Origin of the sequence: Streptomyces sp. NPDC006872 (genome assembly GCF_040635845.1) — a bacterium.
In the GTDB taxonomy this organism is placed as follows: Bacteria; Actinomycetota; Actinomycetes; order Streptomycetales; family Streptomycetaceae; genus Streptomyces.
Genome location: NZ_JBEYIL010000001.1, coordinates 872,234 through 892,712, shown reverse-complemented (window position 1 = coordinate 892,712; position 20,479 = coordinate 872,234). Strand labels below are relative to the sequence as shown.

The 20,479-nt window shown below is 71.2% G+C and carries 25 protein-coding genes and 1 pseudogene; 11 read left to right on the top strand and 15 right to left on the bottom strand.

All coding sequences use genetic code 11. The features are described from left to right. Positions 1-31 precede the first annotated feature (31 nt). Positions 32-214 (top strand): DUF6104 family protein, encoded by a 183-nt coding sequence (locus tag ABZ725_RS04190; RefSeq protein WP_358801197.1) that lies wholly within the window; start codon positions 32-34, stop codon positions 212-214. Positions 215-358: 144 nt separating this feature from the next. On the opposite strand, the gene ABZ725_RS04185 is transcribed toward ABZ725_RS04190, so the two are convergent. Continuing rightward, positions 359-1,213, bottom strand: a complete 855-nt coding sequence (locus ABZ725_RS04185) for a hypothetical protein (RefSeq protein WP_358801196.1) — start codon at positions 1,211-1,213, stop codon at positions 359-361. Positions 1,214-1,358: 145 nt separating this feature from the next. Here ABZ725_RS04185 and ABZ725_RS04180 point away from each other — a divergent pair, with 145 nt between their 5' ends. Then, entirely contained in the window at positions 1,359-2,426 is a 1,068-nt protein-coding gene (locus ABZ725_RS04180; protein WP_358801195.1) for a DUF4097 family beta strand repeat-containing protein, read from the top strand. Between the two features lies 1 nt (position 2,427). After that, the gene (locus tag ABZ725_RS04175; protein WP_358801194.1) at positions 2,428-3,630 is read left to right on the top strand and encodes a helix-turn-helix transcriptional regulator; all 1,203 of its coding nucleotides are present in this window, start codon (positions 2,428-2,430) and stop codon (positions 3,628-3,630) included. Positions 3,631-3,638: 8 nt separating this feature from the next. Here ABZ725_RS04175 and ABZ725_RS04170 read toward each other — a convergent pair whose 3' ends face one another. The 4 genes from ABZ725_RS04170 to ABZ725_RS04155 form a co-directional block, all read right to left on the bottom strand. Beyond that, positions 3,639-4,229 carry a Clp protease N-terminal domain-containing protein gene (locus ABZ725_RS04170; protein ID WP_358801193.1) on the bottom strand — a complete coding sequence of 197 codons (591 nt, stop codon included), beginning with the start codon at positions 4,227-4,229 and terminating at the stop codon, positions 3,639-3,641. Then, the gene (locus ABZ725_RS04165) at positions 4,229-4,438 is read right to left on the bottom strand and encodes a helix-turn-helix domain-containing protein (protein ID WP_358801192.1); all 210 of its coding nucleotides are present in this window, start codon (positions 4,436-4,438) and stop codon (positions 4,229-4,231) included. The genes ABZ725_RS04170 and ABZ725_RS04165 overlap by 1 nt, the downstream gene beginning before the upstream one ends. Before the next feature lie 68 nt (positions 4,439-4,506). After that, complete coding sequence (locus ABZ725_RS04160) at positions 4,507-5,472, bottom strand: zinc-binding dehydrogenase (protein ID WP_358801191.1); 966 nt, start codon at positions 5,470-5,472, stop codon at positions 4,507-4,509. Between the two features lie 173 nt (positions 5,473-5,645). Then, the gene (locus ABZ725_RS04155; RefSeq protein ID WP_358801190.1) at positions 5,646-6,875 is read right to left on the bottom strand and encodes an NADP-dependent malic enzyme; all 1,230 of its coding nucleotides are present in this window, start codon (positions 6,873-6,875) and stop codon (positions 5,646-5,648) included. Positions 6,876-7,493: 618 nt separating this feature from the next. Between ABZ725_RS04155 and ABZ725_RS04150 the strand changes: the two genes are divergently transcribed. The 3 genes from ABZ725_RS04150 to ABZ725_RS04140 are packed head-to-tail and all read left to right on the top strand — an operon-like array spanning position 7,494 to position 10,216. Further along, a complete protein-coding gene (locus ABZ725_RS04150; protein WP_358801189.1) occupies positions 7,494-8,456 on the top strand; it encodes an ABC transporter substrate-binding protein in 963 nt (320 codons plus the stop codon). A 39-nt stretch (positions 8,457-8,495) separates the two neighbouring features. Next, positions 8,496-9,458, top strand: coding sequence for an amino acid ABC transporter permease (locus ABZ725_RS04145; protein WP_358801188.1), 963 nt, complete (start codon positions 8,496-8,498; stop codon positions 9,456-9,458). Further along, entirely contained in the window at positions 9,455-10,216 is a 762-nt protein-coding gene (locus tag ABZ725_RS04140; RefSeq protein ID WP_358801187.1) for an amino acid ABC transporter ATP-binding protein, read from the top strand. The genes ABZ725_RS04145 and ABZ725_RS04140 overlap by 4 nt, the downstream gene beginning before the upstream one ends. 64 nt (positions 10,217-10,280) lie before the next feature. Here ABZ725_RS04140 and ABZ725_RS04135 read toward each other — a convergent pair whose 3' ends face one another. Continuing rightward, positions 10,281-11,051: a class I SAM-dependent methyltransferase gene (locus ABZ725_RS04135; protein WP_358801186.1), complete on the bottom strand. Its 771-nt coding sequence runs from the start codon at positions 11,049-11,051 to the stop codon at positions 10,281-10,283. Positions 11,052-11,151: 100 nt separating this feature from the next. On the opposite strand from ABZ725_RS04135, the gene ABZ725_RS04130 reads away from it, so the two are divergent. Further along, the gene (locus tag ABZ725_RS04130; protein ID WP_358801185.1) at positions 11,152-11,790 is read left to right on the top strand and encodes a CGNR zinc finger domain-containing protein; all 639 of its coding nucleotides are present in this window, start codon (positions 11,152-11,154) and stop codon (positions 11,788-11,790) included. Here ABZ725_RS04130 and sodX read toward each other — a convergent pair. Then, the gene (gene sodX, locus ABZ725_RS04125) at positions 11,685-12,128 is read right to left on the bottom strand and encodes a nickel-type superoxide dismutase maturation protease (protein ID WP_358801184.1); all 444 of its coding nucleotides are present in this window, start codon (positions 12,126-12,128) and stop codon (positions 11,685-11,687) included. The genes ABZ725_RS04130 and sodX overlap by 106 nt on opposite strands. Positions 12,129-12,272: 144 nt before the next feature. Here sodX and sodN point away from each other — a divergent pair, with 144 nt between their 5' ends. Further along, positions 12,273-12,668 (top strand): superoxide dismutase, Ni, encoded by a 396-nt coding sequence (gene sodN, locus ABZ725_RS04120; RefSeq protein WP_010353595.1) that lies wholly within the window; start codon positions 12,273-12,275, stop codon positions 12,666-12,668. A 198-nt stretch (positions 12,669-12,866) separates the two neighbouring features. Here the strand turns inward: sodN and ABZ725_RS04115 are convergent, their stop codons facing one another. The 5 genes and pseudogenes from ABZ725_RS04115 to ABZ725_RS04095 form a co-directional block, all read right to left on the bottom strand. Next, positions 12,867-13,568: a hypothetical protein gene (locus ABZ725_RS04115; protein ID WP_358801183.1), complete on the bottom strand. Its 702-nt coding sequence runs from the start codon at positions 13,566-13,568 to the stop codon at positions 12,867-12,869. A gap of 115 nt (positions 13,569-13,683) precedes the next feature. Beyond that, positions 13,684-14,487, bottom strand: coding sequence for a phosphatidate cytidylyltransferase (locus ABZ725_RS04110; RefSeq protein WP_358801182.1), 804 nt, complete (start codon positions 14,485-14,487; stop codon positions 13,684-13,686). After that, the gene (locus ABZ725_RS04105; protein ID WP_358801181.1) at positions 14,487-16,268 is read right to left on the bottom strand and encodes a histidinol-phosphate transaminase; all 1,782 of its coding nucleotides are present in this window, start codon (positions 16,266-16,268) and stop codon (positions 14,487-14,489) included. The genes ABZ725_RS04110 and ABZ725_RS04105 overlap by 1 nt, the downstream gene beginning before the upstream one ends. A gap of 149 nt (positions 16,269-16,417) precedes the next feature. Beyond that, on the bottom strand, positions 16,418-17,332 hold the full coding sequence (ppk2, locus tag ABZ725_RS04100; protein ID WP_351903584.1) for a polyphosphate kinase 2: 915 nt from the start codon (positions 17,330-17,332) through the stop codon (positions 16,418-16,420). Positions 17,333-17,364: 32 nt separating this feature from the next. Next, positions 17,365-17,541 (bottom strand): annotated as a pseudogene (locus ABZ725_RS04095) (inorganic phosphate transporter); the annotation flags it as partial. 126 nt (positions 17,542-17,667) lie between these two features. On the opposite strand from ABZ725_RS04095, the gene ABZ725_RS04090 reads away from it, so the two are divergent. Genes ABZ725_RS04090 through ABZ725_RS04080 form a run of 3 tightly spaced genes read left to right on the top strand, consistent with a single transcriptional unit; the run spans position 17,668 to position 19,321 of the window. Continuing rightward, on the top strand, positions 17,668-18,069 hold the full coding sequence (locus ABZ725_RS04090) for a helix-turn-helix transcriptional regulator (RefSeq protein WP_351903292.1): 402 nt from the start codon (positions 17,668-17,670) through the stop codon (positions 18,067-18,069). A gap of 11 nt (positions 18,070-18,080) precedes the next feature. Next, complete coding sequence (locus ABZ725_RS04085) at positions 18,081-18,497, top strand: VOC family protein (RefSeq protein ID WP_358801180.1); 417 nt, start codon at positions 18,081-18,083, stop codon at positions 18,495-18,497. A gap of 26 nt (positions 18,498-18,523) precedes the next feature. Further along, positions 18,524-19,321, top strand: a complete 798-nt coding sequence (locus ABZ725_RS04080; RefSeq protein ID WP_358801179.1) for a VOC family protein — start codon at positions 18,524-18,526, stop codon at positions 19,319-19,321. A gap of 3 nt (positions 19,322-19,324) precedes the next feature. Here ABZ725_RS04080 and ABZ725_RS04075 read toward each other — a convergent pair whose 3' ends face one another. Genes ABZ725_RS04075 through ABZ725_RS04065 form a run of 3 tightly spaced genes read right to left on the bottom strand, consistent with a single transcriptional unit; the run spans position 19,325 to position 20,476 of the window. After that, entirely contained in the window at positions 19,325-19,594 is a 270-nt protein-coding gene (locus ABZ725_RS04075; protein WP_358801178.1) for a hypothetical protein, read from the bottom strand. Between the two features lie 43 nt (positions 19,595-19,637). Continuing rightward, the gene (locus tag ABZ725_RS04070; RefSeq protein ID WP_351903280.1) at positions 19,638-19,835 is read right to left on the bottom strand and encodes a hypothetical protein; all 198 of its coding nucleotides are present in this window, start codon (positions 19,833-19,835) and stop codon (positions 19,638-19,640) included. A 56-nt stretch (positions 19,836-19,891) separates the two neighbouring features. Then, a complete protein-coding gene (locus ABZ725_RS04065; RefSeq protein ID WP_358801177.1) occupies positions 19,892-20,476 on the bottom strand; it encodes a dihydrofolate reductase family protein in 585 nt (194 codons plus the stop codon). Between the last annotated feature and the right edge of the window lie 3 nt (positions 20,477-20,479).

The window sequence follows — 20,479 nt, the reverse complement described above, 5'->3', positions numbered from 1 at the left end:
ATCCCTGCGACCCACCCACGGAGCACGATCCATGTACTTCACCGATCGCGGAATCGAGGAACTCGAGAAGCGCCGCGGCGAGCAGGAGGTCACCTTCGAGTGGCTCGCCGAGCAGCTGCGGACGTTCGTCGACCTGAACCCGGACTTCGAGGTGCCGGTGGAGCGCCTGGCGACCTGGCTGGCACGCCTGGACGACGACGAGGACGACGAGTAGGCCCACGAGGGCGCCGAGGACGACGAAGACGCCGAACGGATCGCTCCGGGCGGCGAGCAGGCTGTTCCGGAGCGCGTGCAGGTCGTTTCCGGGCGGCGAGCAGGCCGTTCCGGAGCGCGAAGAGGCCGTCGTTCCGGGCGGCGATCAGTCGCGGGGGCGGACCAGTTCGTACGACAGTCCGAGCGCACCGTGGGCCAGGAGCAGCGCGCCCGCCGCGATCCAGCCCGCGCTGCGCCGGTGCGCGCCCCAGGCCGTGAGGGGAAGTCCGGCCGCCACCTGGGCGAGGGCGAGTGCACGCGCGCGTGGGCTGCCCGACCAGGGCAGCCAGGGGCCCAGGGGACTGTGCTCGACCCTGTCCTCCACGGCGTCGAGTTCGACGCGGAGCGTCTCCCGCCAGCCCAGCCAGGCGATCTGCCGGACGTCCGGCCGGGCGCGGGCGACTTCGTGCAGCCGGTCGGCGGACGCGCCGGGAACGAGGCCGACGGGCAGCGCGAGGCCCGTGCGGGCGAGGACCGCGACCAGAGCGCGTACGCGCGCGTGGGCGTCGGCTCCGCCGTCCGGCCGCGTCAGCCGTTCCAGGGACTCCATGTCGTGTACGGGGTCCAGGCCGAGACGGGCGGCGAAGGTACGCATGGCCTCGTCCTCGCCGGCCGGGGTGCCGTCGGCCAGCCAGACGTAGCCGACGGGACGGCGGAAGCCGGCGGCGAGGGTGAATCCGGCGCGGTCGGCGTCCCACCACAGCGCGAGCACCGGCCAGGGGGCGCCGACGGCGAGGGCGGTGGCCCAGCCGGTGAGGACGCGGTCCACGGGTTCGTCGCCGCGCTGCCACAACCCTCCCTCGGGCACCAGGACGCTCCACTCACCCCCGGCCTCACCGGCCCCGGTGAGCAGCATGCGGGCGCGCAGAAGATGGGCGGCGGGGGCGACGGACTCGGGTCCCGCCCGGCAGAGCAGCAGGGCGCCACCGCGTTCCCCGGCTTCCTCGTCATCGCTCGACATGATCACACGCTAGGTCAGTTCGTCACCTTTGGGCGGGAGTGATCACCAGAACGGGTGTCTTGACTTTCGACGGCCGCGATATATCGTGTTTTACGTGAGACGCGATATGGCGTGTCGTGTCGCAGTCGAGGAGGAGGTCCGCACCATGTCCGAGTGGTCCGTCGCCGAGCCGAGGAAGCTCTCTTTCGACGAGCCCGTGCACGAACTGCACGTGCGCATCGTCGACGGCACTGTGAACGTGGTGGGTACGGACGAAGGTTCCGCCCGCCTGGAAGTCTCCCGGATCGAGGGACCGCCCCTGGTGGTGAGCCACCGCGACGGGAACCTGACGGTGGCGTACGAGGACCTGCCCTGGAAGGGCTTCCTCAAGTGGCTCGACCGCAAGGGCTGGCGGCGCAGCGCCGTCGTCTCGCTCGCCGTGCCGGCCGGCACCCGGGTGGAGGTGGGCGTGGTGAGCGCCGGGGCGGTGGTCTCGGGCATCGACGGCCGCGCCGAGGTGAAGGGGGTCAACGGCGACACGACCCTGGTCGGGCTCGCGGGCCCGGTGCGCGCGGACACCGTCTCCGGGAACGTGGAGGCCCAGGCCCTCACCGGTGACCTGCGCTTCAACTCCGTCTCCGGGGATCTGACCGTCGTCGAGGCCGGCTCCTCCGTGAAGGCGGACTCCGTGAGCGGGTCGATGATCGTCGACCTCGACCCCACGAGCCGCCCCACGAACATCGACCTGACCAGCGTCTCGGGCGAGATCGCCATCCGGCTGCCCCACCCGGCGGACGCACGGGTGGAGGCGAACACCGCGAGCGGCTCGGTCTCCAACGCCTTCGAGGATCTCCGGGTCAGCGGCCAGTGGGGCGCCAAGCGGATCACCGGCCGCCTGGGAGCGGGCACCGGCCGCCTGAAGGCGACGACGGTCTCCGGCTCGATCGCCCTGCTACGGCGACCTCCGGCGGACGAGGCGGGAAGCGAGGCGCGCAACGAGACCTGGGAAGCGACACCGGCCACGACACCGGCCCCGGAACCGACTTCGGCCCCGACGTCAGCCCCGGCATCGACATCTGCTTCGGCATCGGCCTCGGTCCCCGCAGCCGGACCGGAGGGTGAAGCGCGATCCGGCCCGCACTCCGACTCGGGGGACAATGCCGTTTCCGGCCCGGGCGGCGACCGCTCCTGCGACGACCCGGCCGACAGCACGACCGACAAGAAGGTGCTCTGACATGCCTCCCGTCTTCGCCCACGGCCGTCTCCGCCTCTACCTGCTGAAACTGTTGGACGAAGCACCGCGCCACGGCTACGAGGTGATCCGCCTCCTCGAAGAACGCTTCCAGGGGCTGTACGCACCCTCGGCAGGCACGGTGTACCCCCGGCTGGCCAAGCTGGAGGCCGAGGGTCTGGTCACCCACACCACCGAGGGCGGCCGCAAGGTGTACGCCATCACCGACGCGGGCCGGGCCGAACTGGCGGACCGCAGCGGCGAACTGGTCGACCTGGAGCTGGAGATCGGCGAGTCGGTGGCCGAGCTGGCCGCGGAGATACGGGCCGACGTGCGCGGCGCGGCGGGCGATCTGCGCCGCGAGATGCGAGCGGCGGCCTCGGAGGCCCGCAGGGGCGTCGGGGCGAGCTCCGCAGAACACGGCGGGCACAAGGAACACGACGAGCACGGCGACTCCGCGGAGTACGGAGAGTACGGCGACAAGGAGGCCTGGCGCGCCGCCAAGGAGGAGATGCGCCGCGCCAAGCAGGAGTGGAAGGAACAGGCCCGCCGGGCGAAGGACGAGAGCCGCCGCGCGCGGGACGAAGCGCAGCGGGCCCGCCGCCAGGCCAAGGAGGCACAGGAGCGGGCCCGGACACAGGCCCAGGAAGAGGTGCAGCGCATCGCGCGCCGGGTCCAGGAACAGGTCCAGGACCACTTCACCCGTGGCGACTGGCCGACCGGCGTCCGGGAGGGCCTGACCGAACTCGCCAAGGAGTTCGGGGAGTTCGGCAAGGACTTCGGAAGGGAGTACGGCAAGGACTTCGGCTTCGGCCGCCCCGGCACGACAGGACCGACGACGCCGACGGACTCCTCGACGGCCTCCGGCTCCTCGACGGCCTCCGGCTCCTCGACGACCTCCGGCTCGGCGACGCCCACGGACTCCGCGACGACCGCGGGCTCCGCCACGCCCTCGGCGACCGAGCGTCCGGAGTACTCCCGCACCCCGGAGGACTTCCCGGCCGAGTACGAGCCGACCTGGGCGCACGAGGACTCCGGCGGCGACCCGGCCCGTGACCTGGACCGCCTGCTCGACCGCTTCCGGGACGACATCCGGGACGCGGCGCGCGACCACGGCGTCACCGGCGACCAGCTCCGTGAGGCCCGCCGCCATCTGTCGACGGCGGCGGCGCACATCGGAGTGATACTCCGCGCCCCGAGGCCCTGACGGCTCCCTCAGCCGGCCTTGGCCTCGCCTTCCCGACCATGGCCGTACAGCACCCGGGTGAGGGCCGTGTAGGTGACGCCGTGGTCGGCGAGGATCTCGGCGGGGGCGCCGCGGCGGCTGGCGAGGGCGAGCAGCATGTGCTCGTCGCCGATGGACCGTTCGCGGCGGCTGAGGGCGATGCGCAGGGTGTCGGTGAGCAGCTCCTTGGCCCCGCGGCCGAAGGGCCGCCCGCCGAAGAGACGCCCGCCGGAACCGCCCCGCCCGCCGTTGCCCTCCGCCGCCAACGCGCCTTCCCCGTGGGCTTCTTCGACCCGCGAGACGATCTCCGAGACATCGATGCCCAGCCCCGAGAGGGCGTCCGTGTCGGCGCGGGAGAGGCCGCCCCGGCGGCGGACCTCGCCGAGATCCCGCACGAGTCCCTCGCGCCGGCCCGGCGGCAGCCCGAGCGAGGCCAGCGCGAACGAGCCTCGGCTGCCCTCGCGGTCGAGGAGGGCGAGCAGCACATGGGTCTCCTCGACCCGCTCGGCCCCCGCCCGTTCGGCATGCACCACCGCCGCCTGGACCACGGCTCGGGCGTCCTTCGTGAACCGCTCGAACATCACTGCCTCCCGTACTTCTTGTGCACGGCCTGCCTGCTGACCCCGAGTTCCGCGGCGATCTCCTGCCACGACCAGCCCTGATGGCGCGCACTGCGCACCTGCACCGACTCCAGCTGCTCCAGCAACCGGCGCAGTGCGGCGACGGCGCGCAGTCCGACCCGTGGATCGCGGTCGCCGGCGCGCTCGGCGAGATCCGTTGCTTCGGTCATGGCGTCAACTTACATTGACACGAGCGGCAGTGTCAATCAAAGTTGACAACCTTGGCGTCCTGTCCTCGTCAGGAGCAGGTGAGCACGATCTTGCCGAACTGGTCGCCGGACGCGAGCCGTTCGAAGCCCTCACGGGCCCGGTCGAGCGGGAGCACCTCGTCGATGACGGGGCGAACGCCCGTGGCGGCGCAGAAGGAGAGCAGGTCCTCCAGCTCGTCCTTGGTGCCCATGGTGGAGCCGACGACCTTCAGCTCCAGGAAGAAGATCCGGGTGAGCTCGGCGTGCGAGGGCCGGTCGCCGCTCGTGGCGCCGGAGATGACGAGCGTGCCGCCGGGGCGCAGCGACTTCACCGAGTGGGACCAGGTGGCCGCGCCGACGGTCTCGATCACCGCGTCCACCCGCTGCGGCAGCCGGGCGCCCGGCTCCACCGCCTCGACGGCGCCGAGCTCCAGCGCCCGCTTGCGCTTGGCCTCGTCGCGGCTGGTGGCGAAGACCCGCAGGCCGGCCGCCTTGCCCAGCACGATGGCCGCCGTGGCGACACCGCCTCCCGCGCCCTGGACGAGGACGGAGTCACCGGGCCGCACACCCGCGTTGGTGAAGAGCATCCGGTACGCCGTCAGCCAGGCCGTGGGCAGACAGGCGGCCTCCTCGAAGGAGAGCTCCTTGGGCTTGGGCAGGATGTTCCAGGTCGGCACGGCGACCTGCTCGGCGAAGGTGCCCTGGTAGCGCTCGGTGAGGATGGAGCGGGGCTCGTCGGGTCCGACCCCGTGCCCGGTCTGCCCGATCACGGAGTGCAGGACGACCTCGTTGCCGTCCGCGTCGACCCCGGCGGCGTCGCAGCCGAGGATCATCGGCAGCCGGCCCTCCGGGAGGCCGACGCCTCGCAGCGACCAGAGATCGTGATGGTTGAGGGAGGCGGCCCGGACATCGACGGTGCTCCAGCCGGGCCGGATCTCGGGGGCCGGACGCTCCCCCAACTCCAGGCCGGAAAGCGGCTGGTCGCGGTCGATTCGGGCGGCGTAGACGGCGAACATGACGTCGACGATAGGGGCGGGGAGGGACGGGCGAAACCGGGGGCGACTGTGAGACATGCCCTCTTGCGGAAACAGCCCGTCCGGGGGCGCCCCCGACGCAGCTCACCCGAACAGGCGGGCATGCGGGCAAAGGAATGGCCCCGCCCTGACGGGCGGGGCCATTCAGCCGAACGTCACCGGCGGGCGACGCCCTCCGCACGAGCGGCCGCGGCGACCGCCGCGGTCACCGCGGGAGCGACCCGCTCGTCGAACGGCGACGGAATGACGTAGTCCGCCGCGAGGTCGTCGCCGACGACCCCGGCCAGCGCCTCCGCGGCCGCAAGCTTCATGCCGTCGGTGATCCGGGACGCCCGCACCTGCAGCGCACCGGCGAAGATGCCCGGGAACGCCAGCACGTTGTTGATCTGGTTCGGGAAGTCCGACCGCCCGGTGGCGACGACCGCCGCGTACTTGTGGGCGACGTCCGGATGCACCTCGGGGGTCGGGTTGGCCATGGCGAAGACGAACGCGCCCTTCGCCATCGAGGCCACCGCCTCCTCCGGGACCGTGCCGCCGGAGACGCCGATGAACACGTCGGCACCGGCCAGCGCGTCCTCCAGCGAACCGCTCAGCCCGGCCTTGTTGGTGATCTCGGCCAGCTCGCGCTTGACGTCGGTGAGGTCCTCGCGGTCCGCCGAGACGATGCCCTTGCGGTCGGTGACCGCGACGTCCCCGATACCGGCCCCGACCAGCATCTTGGCGATGGCGACACCGGCCGCGCCGGCGCCCGAGATGACCGCCCGCAGCTCGCCGAGGTCCCGCCCGCTCAGCTTCGCCGCGTTGCGCAGCGCCGCCAGCGACACGATCGCGGTGCCGTGCTGGTCGTCATGGAAGACCGGGATGTCGAGCGCGTCCTGGAGCCGGCGCTCGATCTCGAAGCACCGCGGCGCCGAAATGTCCTCGAGGTTCACTCCGCCGAACGAGGGTGCGAGGCGCACCACCGTCTCCACGATCTCGTCCACGTCCGTGCAGGCGAGCGCGATCGGAACCGCGTCCACACCGCCGAACTGCTTGAACAGAATCGCCTTGCCTTCCATCACCGGAAGGGAGGCCTCCGGGCCGATGTCCCCGAGCCCGAGCACGGCCGTGCCGTCGGTCACGACGGCGACGACGGACGACTTCCACGTGTAGTCGTTGACCAGATCCGGCTGCTCCGCGATCGCGGTGCACACCCGCGCCACACCGGGCGTGTAGGCGAGGGACAGGTCGTCCTTGTCACGGACGGGAACGGTGGCCTGCACGGCCATCTTGCCGCCACGGTGCAGCGCGAACACCGGGTCGAACGAGTCGAGGGGCTCCGCACCGCCCTCCTGGCCCGATCCGTCGGCGCTCTTGCTGCGAGGATTGACGATCTCCGCTGCCACTGTGTCTTACCCCTTAGGTCTTCATTGGCTTGAGGGTGGCCACTCCTGATTGAGAAGTGGGCGGGCATCGCGCGGGCCCCAGAGGTGATGCGACGGGCGCCTGCGCGTCGGGCGCGCCGCACACGCGCCCTGAGCCCCGGATGAGGGGTGTAAAAAACCTTCTTACCGGACGGAGACCACAGCCGACGAGTCGATTCGTGCAAGGTCACATCCCGCGACCTGTGGACCTTCGACAGTGGTCACCGGGAGTGACATGCGTCATGCGCGAAGACTCGCCAAGGTCCTGAAATCGCTTGACACGGACTCAGATGGAGTCAAGTCAAGGAACGGAGCGCACGGCAAGTGATCACATCACAAGATGAACCGAAGATCTTCCGGCCGGAACGGGGGATTCCCGCAGATGGTCCGGCTCCGTCCGGTCGTGATGTACCGGACTGATGGGGTTCGGGGGTCGCCCGTTATCCGATTTTGACATGGGTGGGCCCCTGATTGGCGTAGTCCGAATGGCAAGATGCCGTAATCACACGAGGTCGCGACACCCAAAGGTGTGTGTTCTCGTCGACCCATCGGCATTGTCGACCCATCGGCATCTCCATCCATCCGCCGGAGGAACCCACCATGACCGCAAGCATCACCCGACGCACGACCGCCGCGCGCACCCGCCTGGCAGCGGTCGGATCCCTCGCGGTCGCGGGCGCCTTGCTGCTCACCGCCTGCGGCGACCAGACCGAGGGCGGCGGCAGCTCCTCCGAGTCCTCGGGCAGCGCCAACGCGGCGCCGCTCTTCTCCAAGCTGCCGGCCGACATCCAGAAGGCGGGCGTCATCAAGGTCGGCACCAACGCCGAGTACGCCCCCATGGAGTCGGTCGAGGGCGGCAAGATCGTGGGCGTCGACCCCGACATCGCCGCCGCGCTCGGCAAGCAGCTCGGCGTCGACTTCCAGTTCACCTCGGGCGGCTTCGACACCCTGATCACCGCGGTCAACACCGGCCGCTACGACGTCGCCATGTCGTCGATCACGGACAACAAGCAGCGCCAGGAAGGCCTGGACGACAGCGGCAAGAAGCTCGGCGAGGGCGTCGACTTCGTCGACTACTTCACCGCGGGCACCGCCATCTACGTCCAGAAGGGCAACCCCAAGGGCATCAAGACGATGGACGACCTCTGCGGTCAGACCGTCGCCGTGCAGCGGGGCACCACCTACGAAGAGGCCCTGCAGGCGCAGTCCAAGACATGCACCGAGGGCGGCAAGAAGGCGCTCAAGATCGAGTCCTTCGAGAACGACACCGAGGCCCAGACCCGCGTGAAGTCCGGCGGCGCCGTGGCCGGCGTCAACGACTACCCGGTCGCCGTGGACATGGCCCGCAAGGCCGGCGGCGGCAACACCTTCGAGGTCCTCGACGAGCAGTACGAGGCCGCTCCGTTCGGCATCGTCGTGGACAAGAAGAACACCCAGCTGCGCGACGCCCTGAAGGAGGCCGTCGACGCGATCATCAAGGACGGCTCGTACCAGAAGGTGCTGGAGAAGTGGGGCGCCGAGAGCGGCGCGATCAAGGCCGCCGCGGTCAACGGCGGCAAGTGATCCACCCGCACCTCTCCTCGCCTTCGAAGGGCACTCCCCATGACTGACAAGCTCGAGAAGTCCTCCGCGGGCGCACCACCGGAGGACACCCCTCCGGTCGCGAAGGACTCGGCGTTCTCCGGCCCGCCGGAGGCCATCAAGGCCATCCCGGTGCGCCACTGGGGCCGCTGGGTCAGCGCCGTGGTCGTCATCGCGCTGCTGGCGCTGCTGGTCAACGCCTTCGCCAACGGTGACATCCAGTGGGACACGGTCGGCGACCAGCTGTTCAACTCGACGGTCGTCGCGGGCGCCGGACGCACCCTGCTGATCAGCGTCCTGTCCATGGTGCTCGGCGTCGTCCTGGGCGTCGTCCTGGCCGTGATGCGGCTGTCGAAGAACCCGGTGACCAGCACCGTCGCGTGGCTGTACATCTGGTTCTTCCGCGGCACCCCGGTGTATGTGCAGCTGCTGATGTGGTTCAACCTGGCGCTGATCTTCCCCGTCCTGAACCTCGGTCCGATCTACAAGGACGAGATGACGGACGTCATGACGCCGTTCATGTGCGCCCTGCTCGGCCTCGGTCTGAACGAGGCGGCCTACATGGCGGAGATCTGCCGGGCCGGTCTGCTGGCCGTCGACGAGGGCCAGACGGAGGCCGCGCACGCGCTCGGCATGAGCCACGGCAGGACGCTGCGCCGGATCGTCATCCCGCAGGCGATGCGGGTGATCGTGCCGCCGACCGGCAACGAGTTCATCAACATGCTGAAGACGTCGTCGCTGGTGTACGTGGTGACGTACAACGAGCTGCTGCGTTCGACCTCGGTGATCGGCTCGTCGTCGTTCGCCGTGATGGAGCTGCTCTTCGTCGCCTCCATCTGGTACCTGGTGATGACCAGCGTCTTCAGCGTCTTCCAGTACTACCTGGAGCGCTACTACGCCCGCGGCAGCAGCCACAGCCTGCCGCCCACGGTCTTCCAGAAGATCAGGGCGAACCTGTTCGGATCCTCGAGGAGCAAGGCATGACCGCGATGGTGAAGGCCGAGGGCGTCCACAAGTCCTTCGGCGCGGTCGAGGTCCTCAAGGGCATCGACCTGGAGGTCAAGAACGGTGAGGTGTTCTGCCTCATCGGCCCGTCCGGCTCCGGCAAGTCGACCTTCCTGAGGTGCATCAACCACCTGGAGAAGATCAACGCCGGCCGCCTGTACGTCGACGGGGAGCTGGTCGGCTATCGCCAGAAGGGCGACAAGCTGTACGAGCTCAAGGACAGCGAGGTCGCGCGCAAGCGCCGGGACATCGGCATGGTGTTCCAGCGGTTCAACCTGTTCCCGCACATGACGGCGCTGGACAACGTCATCGAGGCCCCGGTCCAGGTCAAGGGCGCGAGCAAGGCCCAGGCGCGGGAGCGCGCGAAGGAGCTCCTGGACCGCGTCGGCCTCGCCGACAAGGCCGGGAACTACCCCTCGCAGCTCTCCGGCGGCCAGCAGCAGCGCGTGGCCATCGCCCGGGCGCTGGCCATGGACCCGAAGCTGATGCTGTTCGACGAGCCGACCTCGGCCCTCGACCCGGAGCTGGTCGGCGACGTCCTCGACGTCATGCGCGACCTCGCCGAGTCCGGCATGACGATGGTCGTCGTCACCCACGAGATGGGCTTCGCCCGCGAGGTCGGCGACAGCCTGGTCTTCATGGACGGCGGCGTGGTCGTCGAATCCGGCAACCCGCGCGAGGTCCTGACCAACCCGCAGCACGAGCGGACGCAGGCGTTCCTGTCCAAGGTGCTGTAACCCGGCAACGGGAAGGGGCGGTACGGAGTTCCCGTACCGCCCCTTCCGCGTCCTGGCGATCAGGTCACTTCACGGCCAGCACCAGCGTGTCCGACGGCGAGCACCACACCGCCCGGGCCTCGCCGAAGCCCTTCTCCCTCAGCACGCGCGCGTGCCAGGCGGCGGAGGGCGTGTCCCCGTCCGCATGCTCGCCGTAGATCTCGAAACGGCGGGCGGTGGGCGCGGCGAGGACGGGATCCCGACCGGCCAGCTGCCACCACTGGGCCCAGTCGAGCGCTCCGTCCGCCTTGGCCTGATCCATGCGGGCGAGCCGCAGCGCCCGCTCCGCCGCGTTGATCCTGGGCGTCGTGTCGTCGATCATGTGGTCCGCGTTCATGAAGACACCGCCGTCGCGGACGAGTTCCGCGACCGATCCGTAGAGGGCGGCGAGGGGTTCGCTGTGCAGCCAGTGCAGGGCCGTGGCGGTCAGGACGGCGTCGTACGAGTCGTACGGCAGCGCCGTCGCCCAGTCCGGGTCCTTGAGGTCGGCGGTGACGAAGGCGACCCGGTCGTCGCCCTCGAAGGTCCCCTCGGCGATGGCGAGGAGCGCCGGATCGAGGTCGACGCCGGTGCTGGTGGCGCCGGGGAGGCGGGCGAGCAGCCGGGCGGTGACGGTCCCGGTCCCACAGGCGAGGTCGAGCACCCGCGGCTCCGGGCCGACGACGGCCTCCACCATGTCGATCATGACCCGGAGGCGTTCCTCGCGGTCGGGCATGTACCACTCCTGCTGGCGGTCCCAGCTTCGCTGCCAGGCAGCCCAGTCGGTACTGGTCGTGGCCGTCTGCGCGTCCGTCATCGCAACCCTCCACCGCGTATGTCCCGTAATACCCTGGAAGTACGAACGGCCGTTACTCCGCCCGCACCCCGACACTAGAGCGCCCCCGTAAGGACTACAAGTGGAACTGGCCTATTACTCGGACTATGCCGTGCGTCTCGTGAACAGCGAGGAGCCGGCCCGGACCAAGGACGCGCTGACCTCGGTCGAGGCCGTGCGCGCCCTGTTCGGCGTCAACCAGTCGGCGGGCCGTCGGGCCACCGACGCGGACGTCACCCGGTTCCGCTCGGTCCGGGCCCGCCTGCGCGCGGTGTTCGAGGCGGCCGACGCCGGCGACGAGACCCTCGCCGTCGACCTGCTGAACTCCCTCCTCCTGGAGTTCCCGGTGAGCCCGCAGATCTCCGGCCACGACTTCCGCGACGACGACGGCCGCCCGCTGTGGCACATGCACCTGGCCGACCACCCGTCGAACGCGACGGCGGGCTACGCGGCGATCGCGGCCATGGGCCTGGCGTTCCACCTCACCGAGTACGGCGTGGACCGCCTGGGCCTGTGCGAGGCGCCCCCCTGCCGCAACGCCTACCTGGACACGTCCACGAACCGCTCCCGGCGCTACTGCTCCGACCGCTGCGCGACCCGCGCCAACGTGGCCGCCTACCGCGCCCGCAAACGCCTGGAGGCGGACCGGACGGACCGGACCCTCGGCACCGGCCTGGCCGCCGACAGCGCCCAGCGCACCAACGCCAGCGGCGAACGCTGAGCCGGCCTGCGCGGACGGTAGCGCAGCCGCACCTTGCCCAGGACCAGCTCGTCGGGCACGGTCCCGTAGTCGGTGCTGTCGCCGCCGGCGTAGGCGTTGTCCCCGCGGACCCACCACCCGCCGTCACGGCGCTCCGCGATCCGTTTGACGACCAGCAGGTCCTGCTGGAACGGATGCCGCAGCACGATCACATCCCCCGGCCGCACCCGCGCGCCGTACTGCACCACCAGCTGATCGCCGTGGTACAGCGTCGGCACCATGGACGGACCGGTCACCTCGGCCAGTCCGAAGAGCGCGGACGCCCTCGCGCGCTCGGTCTCCTGCGACAGCTCCGGCATCGCCGGCACCTCCCCGGTCGTTCCTCCACCAGTCTCAGTCTGACCCCGGACTTTTGTCCTAAGCCCATGGGGGCACTCGCGAAAACCCGTCTCCCAGGGAGTAATGTCCCACCTGAGAAGACGATCACGAGGAAGGAATGCTCCATGCTTTCCCGCCTGTTTGCCCCCAAGGTCAAGGTCAGCGCACACTGCGACCTGCCCTGCGGTGTGTACGACCCGGCCCAGGCCCGCATCGAGGCGGAGTCGGTGAAGGCCGTGCAGGAGAAGATGGCCGCCAACGACGACCCGCACTTCCAGGCTCGCGCCGTTGTCATCAAGGAGCAGCGCGCCGAGCTCGCCAAGCACCACGTGTCGGTCCTGTGGAGCGACTACTTCAAGCCCCCGCACTTCGAGAAGTACCCGGAGCTCCACGTCCTGGTCAACGACACCCTGAAGGCCCTGTCGGCCGCCAAGGCGTCGACGGACCCGAAGACCGGCGAGAAGGCCCTGGAGCTCATCGCCGAGATCGACCGGATCTTCTGGGAGACCAAGAAGGCCTGATCCTTCGAGCACCTGCTCCACCAGCTCCACAGCCCGCACCCGGGCCCGCAGGCCGCCGAACTCGGCGTCCAGAGGGTCCGGGTGCGGTCTTGTCCGTCCGGTCCGGGTGCGGTCTTGTCCGCCCGGTCCGGGTGCGGTCTTGTCCGCCCGACGGCGCCACTTCACCGCCCTCCCCCGGCCGCCGGTCCGGCGTCTCGCTCAGGCCGCCGTACGCGCTTCCCGCACCCGCAGTCGGCGGGCGAGGTGGCCGAGCAGCACGGCGTTGAACAGCCCGCACAGGGCCACGCCCGCGGAGAAGGTCAGCGGGTTCAGCCAGGCGAGCGCGGAGTCCTCCGTGGGGACCGCCACCAGGGCGAGGAAGCTGAACGGCGCCGTGGACATCAGCGGCCAGATGCCGGCGAATCCCGGGTCCGGCAGCGCGTAGACGGCGACCAGGAAGAAGCCCAGTGCCGCCGCGACCACGGCGAGGTAGCCGCGCGCGAGCCAGTTGTCCACCGCCGGCGCCAGGAGGTCCCGAGTCCTTCGCCGGCCGGTGCTCGTCGAGCGCGCCGGGGTACGCGTGCCGGGCGATGCGGCGTTCCTGGAGCCCGCGGCGAGGGCGCCGAGCACGGCGGCGTTCACGAGGGCGCACAGGCCGAGCCAGACCGCCCAGAGAACGACGGCCGACGCCTCGACCGCCCCGCCGCCCTCGGTGCCGGGGCCGAAGGGCAGGACCACGCCCAGGAAGGAGAGGGGCGCCGTGAGCATCATGGAGCTCTGGGCGAGGTCGCTGTCCGGGAAGAGGAACACGACCAGGACGGAGGCAGCGAAGGCCGCCAGATAGCCCCGGGCGAGCCGGTTGTCCGTGGCAAGCGCGAAGAGCCGACGCGGCAGGCGGTGCGGGCGGGAGGCGTTCGGCATCTGGGTTCCTTCGGGTTCGGGTCGGTCCGGTTCGTGATCTCCACGGTGAACCAGGGGCCTCGAACGGGGATGAGTACGCCTACTCATCCCCGCATGGGAGGTTCAGGAAGCGGGCTCAGTTCAGGACGAGCACGACGGCCAGTGCCACGAGCAGCGAGTCGATCCTGTCCAGCAGACCGCCCGAGCCGGGCAGCCAGCGCCCGGCGTCCTTGGCCTGCGCACCTCTCTTGACCATGGATTCGAGCAGGTCCCCGGCCGGGCCGCCGACCGCCACCGCGACGGCCGTCGGCCAGCTCAGCGCGGACAGCACGGCGAGCGTGGCCAGACCCGCCGCGGCCCCGGCCAGCGTCCCGCTCCACCGCTTGGCCGGCGACAGCGGCGACAGACGCGGCCCGCCGAGCCTTCGACCGGCGAAGTACGCCGCGATGTCGGCGATCGAGACCGCCGCGAACAGCGCCAGGGCGCTCGCCCCGAGCGGCACCAGCGCGGCCGACACGCTGAGCCAGGCCAGCCCGAGCAGCCCTGCGCCGAGTCGGCGCAGGCCGTGGTCGGCGTCGCCGGCCAGCAACGGCACCGCGGCCACCGCGAGCGCCCCGATCCCGACCGCCCGGAACACCTCTCCGGGCGCCGCCCAGGCCGTCAGCACCACGCCGACCACCGCCGCGGCCAGCACCAGCCGGTCCGCCCGGCCCAGCCGCATCAGCCCGCCGAACTCCATCACCGCGATCACCCCGACGGCGCCGGCGACAGCCGCCGCACCGGGCCGACCCCACCAGAACGCACCGGTGACCAACGGCACTCCGACCGCCCACGCGCACCACCGGACCATCAGCTCACGACGCCGGGACACCGCCACCGCGATGCCGCCGAGCACCAACGCCCCACCGAGGTAGGGCGCCAGCGATGCGACAGTGACCATCAAACGGATCCGACGGCGGCAGGCGTCTCGACGCGCGACGCCTGCCCCGAGCGCAACCCCGACCGCAGCGCCTCCAGCGCCGCCCCCCACGCGGCCACGATGCGCGCGTTCTCGGCGGTGTCCCTGACCGCGATCCGCACGGTGCGCCCCTGGTACCGGGGCGACAACGGCGACAGGTCGCGCAGGTACACGTCGTGGCGGCGGCACTCGGCCACCAGTTCGGCCGCGCTCGGCCCGTCCGGGGGCAGGGTCACGGTGAGGAAGTTCGCCACGGACTCCTCGACCGCCAGGTTCTCGTCCGACCCGGCCAGGGCCGTGGCCAGTTGACGACGCAGCTCATGCGTGCGACGCCAGCGGTCGCGGTAGTGCTCCGGGTCGCGCAGGGCCGCCACGGCGGCCAGCTGCGCCGGGAGGCTGACCGGCCAGGGCGGGGTCCGTCGACGTAGCTCTGCCGCGGTGCTCGGCTCGGCCACCAGGTAGGCGGCCCGCAGGCCGGACAGCGCGTACATCTTGGACAGCGACGTGCAGACGATCACCCGCGGGTCCGTCGCGGCCAGCTCGGCGAGCGACTCGGCCAGGTCGACGTATCCCAGGTACGCCTCGTCGATCCACCAGCGGGTGCCGGCCGGCGCGGCGGCGATCGCCGAGCGCAGCTCCGCGGCCGGCGCGTGGCGTCCGGTCGGGTTGTTCGGGTTGACCACCACCACGAGGTCGTAGCGGCCGGACCCGACCGCGGCGGACAGCCGGTCGGGGTCGATCCGCCAGCCGTCCTCGCGGCGCAGCCGGAACCGGTCCACCCGGCAGCCGATCACCCGCTCCGTGACATGGGCGTACTCGCCGTAGCACGGGTCGGTCAGCAGTACCCGGCTCCCCGGGGTCAGCCACTGGCCGAACGCCCTGAAGATCAGGTCGGACGAGCCCGCGCCGACGGCGAGGGTCTCCATGGGCAGCGCCCGGGCCGTGGCGATCTCCGCCAGCAGGCCCTCGGCGCCGGACGGCGGCGAGGTCCGGGCGGCCCAGGCCGGGTCTTCCGCGAGCGCCGCCCGCACCCCGGGGGCCGGCGGGAACCAGGCGTCCAGCACATCGGCCGCGACGACCTGCTCGCGCCGGTGCAGGGTGCGGAAGTCCGTGCCGATGGCGGTGAACGAGGCGCCGCCGTGTTCGCAGCCGTCCGGCCGGGGTGCGAACGCCATGTCCAGCCGCCAGTCCACGGCGGACCGCAGCCGCTCCAGCGCGGCCCCGTACCGTTCCCTCGCGCGCCTCGTCAGCTCGATCACCTCGCCGGTCAGCACCTCGAACGTCACCGCACCGCTGTGGACCGTGCGGCCGACCGGGCACAGGCCGACGGCCAGGTACATGTCGAGCAGCTCGGCGCGCCCCATCGCCACCACCCGGCGACCGCCCCGGGCGGCGATCCAGCGCAGCGCCGCGTACATCAGCAGGGGCGCCGCCGCGGTGGCCCGCCAGCGCGGCTCGACGGTGAGGATGCGTACCTCGAACGGGTCGTCGTCGGTCAGCAGCGGCAGTTCGTCACGGGTCAGGTACTTGTCCAGCGCGTACCGCCCCGACCAGGGCGGGGTCAGGCTGACGAAGCCGATACGGGCCGGCCCTCGCGCCGCGACCAGGTAGACGTTGCCGCCGTCGTCCAGTCCGTCGCGAAGCCGCCCGGCCGGATTCGGCGGATGCTGGCCCAGCTCCGCCGCGTACACCCGGTGACGTAGTTCGTGGATCCACTCGAAATCCTCCGGAGTGGCAACGCGCAACTGCAGATCACGGCCCATGGGCACCTCTCGAGCAACCGACTCGGCACGGAAAGCACTCCATCGTGCGGAGCACGGACCGACCGGGCCAGGGCCGAGCGACGCAGCCCGCCTGAGTACGCGTACTCAGGCGGGCCGACAGGCGCCCGGGCACTCGGGCACCCGCGTTCTCAGGCAGTCGTGGCGTCGCCTCCGTCGGCCGGGTCGTCCTCGCCGACCTCCAGCAGGCCGGCCGCCGCGCCCACCACGCGCGGGTCGGGGGTGCCGACGACCTCGTCGTCCTTGTCCGTGTAGTCGAAACGGGCGAGCACGCTGCGCATGGCCTCGACGCGGGCCCGCTTCTTGTCGTTGCTCTTGACCACGGTCCAGGGCGCGTGCTCGGTGTCCGTCTCCCGGAACATGGCGACCTTCGCGGCGGTGTAGTCGTCCCAGCGGTCGAGGGAGGCCAGGTCCATGGGGCTGAGCTTCCACTGCCGTACGGGGTCGACCTGACGGATGGTGAAGCGGGTGCGCTGTTCGCCCTGCGAGACGGAGAACCAGAACTTCAGCAGGTCGACGCCGTCGTCCACGAGCATCCGCTCGAACATCTGCGCCTGGCGCATGAAGCGCCGGTACTCGTCGTCCGAGCAGAAGCCCATGACCCGCTCCACACCCGCCCGGTTGTACCAGGAGCGGTCGAACAGCACGATCTCGCCCGCCGTCGGCAGATGCTGGACATAGCGCTGGAAGTACCACTGCCCGCGCTCGCGCTCGGTCGGCTTCTCCAGCGCCACGACCCGTGCGCCGCGCGGGTTGAGGTGCTCCGTGAAGCGCTTGATGGTGCCGCCCTTGCCGGCCGCGTCCCGCCCCTCGAAGACGATGACGAGCCGGCGCCCGGTCTCCTTGATCCAGCGCTGCAGCTTCAGCAGCTCGATCTGCTGGAGCCTCTTGTGCCAGTCGTATTCTTTGCGCTCCATGCGGTGCGCGTACGGATAGTTCTCCCGCCAGGTGTCGATCGGGCTTCCGTCCGGCCGCACGAGTACGGGGTCGTCGGCGTCGGTGTAGTCGACCGTCAGGTCGGTCGACTCGGACAGCAGAGGCGGCATGGTCATCCTTGCTCCCGGTCTCGGATCTCAGTGCCGACCAGCGCGGCGGCGGGCAGCGTGACCGGCCATGCGATCACCATGCGTCCCGCGACGCCCCACCGCACCTCCGCCGGCCGCCTGCCCAGGCCCGCGCCGAGGCTGCTGCCGGAGGCCACCTGTGTGGTGGACAGGGCGAAGCCGAGGTGGGCGGAGGTGAGGATGACGACCGCCACGAGGAACGTGATGTGGTCCATTGCCTCATGGGAACAAGCGCTTCCGTACGGGAGGCGAACTGCAGGCAAAGGCTGTTCCAGGTCCCCGCGCCCGTGGGGTGAGGATCGTGCAATCCTGGCCTGATGGAACGGGAGGACCTGGTGAGGCTGCGGCAGGCGCGTGACCGCATGGATCGTGAGTACGCCGAACCGCTCGACGTCGCCGCGCTCGCGCGCACGGCGCTGATGTCCTCGGGACACTTCCAGCGCAGCTTCCGCGAGGCCTACGGCGAGACGCCCTACGGCTATCTGATGACCCGCCGGGTCGAGCGCGCCAAGGCCCTGCTGCGCCGCGGGGACCTGAGCGTGACGGAGGTCTGCCTCGCGGTCGGCTGCACCTCGCTCGGCTCGTTCAGCTCCCGCTTCACCCAACTCGTCGGCGAGACTCCGAGCGCGTACCGGGCGCGGTCGCACGAGCCGAGCGCGGTGATCCCGCCGTGCGTCGCTCGTAAGTTCACCCGCCCGAAGCTCCCCCGACGCTCCTAAGGCTGGACACCATGGACCTGAGACTGCACCAGTGCTTCATCGCCGTCGACGACCACGACAAGGCTCTGTACTTCTATCGCGACGTCCTCGGGCTCGAGGTCCGGGGCGACGTCGGCTTCGAGGGGATGCGCTGGGTGACCCTCGGCTCGCCGCTCCAGCCGGACGTCAGCATCGTGCTGGAACCCCCGGGCGCCGACCCCGACGCCTCCCCCGCCGACAAGGACGCGCTGGCCCGGCTGCTCGCCAAGGGCATGCTGCGCGGGGTCATCTTCTCCACCGCCGACTGCGACGCGCTGCACGCGCGTGTGCAGGAGGCCGGCGTCGAGGTGCTCCAGGAGCCGACCGACCAGCCGTACGGAGTGCGCGACTGCGCCTTCCGGGACCCGGCCGGAAACCTGCTGCGGTTCATGGAACGCAAGGACGTGTGACGACCGGCGCCGCCTACGATCGCGCCATGACCGCCCACACCCCCGCCCGCGCTCCCGCCCACACCCCCGTCCGCTGGACGTACGCCTTCGTCGACCGGCCCGCCGCGCTCTTCGAGCGGGCCTGCGCGTTCTGGACCGCCGTCACGGACACCTCGCTCTCCGACCTCCGGGGCGAGGACGGGGAGTTCGTCACCCTGTTGGCGGAGGGCGCCGACGCCTGTGTGAAGGTCCAGGGGGTCGCGGGCGGCGACGGCGGCGCGCATCTCGACTTCGCCGTCGCGGATGTCCCCGCGTTCGTCGAGGCGTCGCGCAAGCTGGGGGCGGAGACGGCCGCCGCCCACGAGGGATGGGCCGTGCTGCGCTCCCCCGCCGGACTGGCGTTCTGCGTGGTGCCGTGGCACGGGGAGTCGGTGCGGCCGCCCGTGGTGGCCGACAGCCGCCTGGACCAGGTGTGCGTCGACCTCCCGCCGTCGGCGTACGACGCCGAAGTCGCCTTCTGGAGCGGCCTGCTGCCCGACTGGTCGGCCCGGCCGGGGTCCCGGCCCGAGTTCCACGTGGTCGAACCGCCGTCCGGCCTTCCGGTCCGCATCCTGCTCCAGCGGCTCGACGAGGAACGGCCCGAGGACGGAGGTGCGGCCGCCGCCCATCTCGACCTGGCCTGCGGACCGGACGTCGACGCCGTGCGGGTCCGGCACGAGCGGCTCGGCGCGGAACTCGTCGCCCGCCATCCCCACTGGACGGTGATGCGCGACCCGGCCGGCGGCCTGTACTGCCTGACCGGGCGCGACGCGGAGACCGGCGGGCTGCCGCGGCAGGCTTCGTGACGGCTACGGGCCCGTCACGTACACGCAGATGACCCCGTCGTCGGTCGACGACCCCTCACCGCCCGGGCTCGGGCACGGGTTGACGTCCAGATCGTCGGCGTCCATGTGCAGCAGCGGCGCCGCGGACTCGCCGGGCGCGGACCCGCCCTGCGGCTGCCGCGCCGGGGGTTCGGCGGAGTCCTGCAGCCACAGCGTCAGACCGCCCGCGACGACCACGGCCGCCAGCCACGCTCCGACGGCCCACCGCCACATCCGACGCCGACTGCTCCCCATGGCGTCACGGTAGCCGCGCGGGCGGCCGTGCGGGGGCCGAATGTCAGGAGGCCGGGGCGGTGTGCGGGTCGGGATCCTGCTCCAGCGGCTCGGCGTCCGGCCCCACATGCGCGTCGCACTTCGGGTTGTGACACGGCCCCGGCACCCAGCGCGGGACCCACGCCCCCAGCGTCTTGTACCGCTGGATGACGGACTGCACGGGCTGTCCACAGGTGGGACAGACGCGTTGTTCCCTGTCCATCTCCTCAGGGTAGGCCGGGCCGGGCACGAGCGCCCCCTGTCGTGCGCCGCTACCCCTCAGCGCTCCCTGGAGTACGTCCGCACCACCGCGCCGTTGCCGAAGGTGCGCAGGCCGCCGAAAGCGAAGCGGGCGATGTCGAAGCGGGCGCCGAACATGGGCATGCCGGTGCCGTAGACGATCGGGTACGACTTGATGACGAGCTCGTCGATCTCGTCGAACAGCTCGCCCGCGATGCGGGAGCCGCCGCACAGGTAGATGTCGAGGCCGCTGTCCTCGGCCTTCAGCTCGCGGACCTTGCCGAGCAGATCGTCCGCGACGATCTCGACGTCCGGGTCGGGCGACTCGGCGAGGGTGCGCGAGGCGACGTACTGGCGCAGATGGGCGTACGGGCTGGTGACGCCCTCCTTCAGCGCGATGTCGTAGCTGGCCCGGCCCTGGATGATCGTGTCGAACCGCCGGTTGGCCAGGTCGTCGATGCCGAGCGGGCGGCGGCCGTGGGTGGGCAGGGTCTCCGGATACTCCGTCTTGAGGAAGTCGAGGAACTCCTCGTCGACGAAGGAGATCATCGCGGAGCCGTCCCCGGTCTCGTCCCCGATGAAGCCGTCGAGGGAGCAGGCGACGAAGTACGTGAGCTTTCGCAAGTA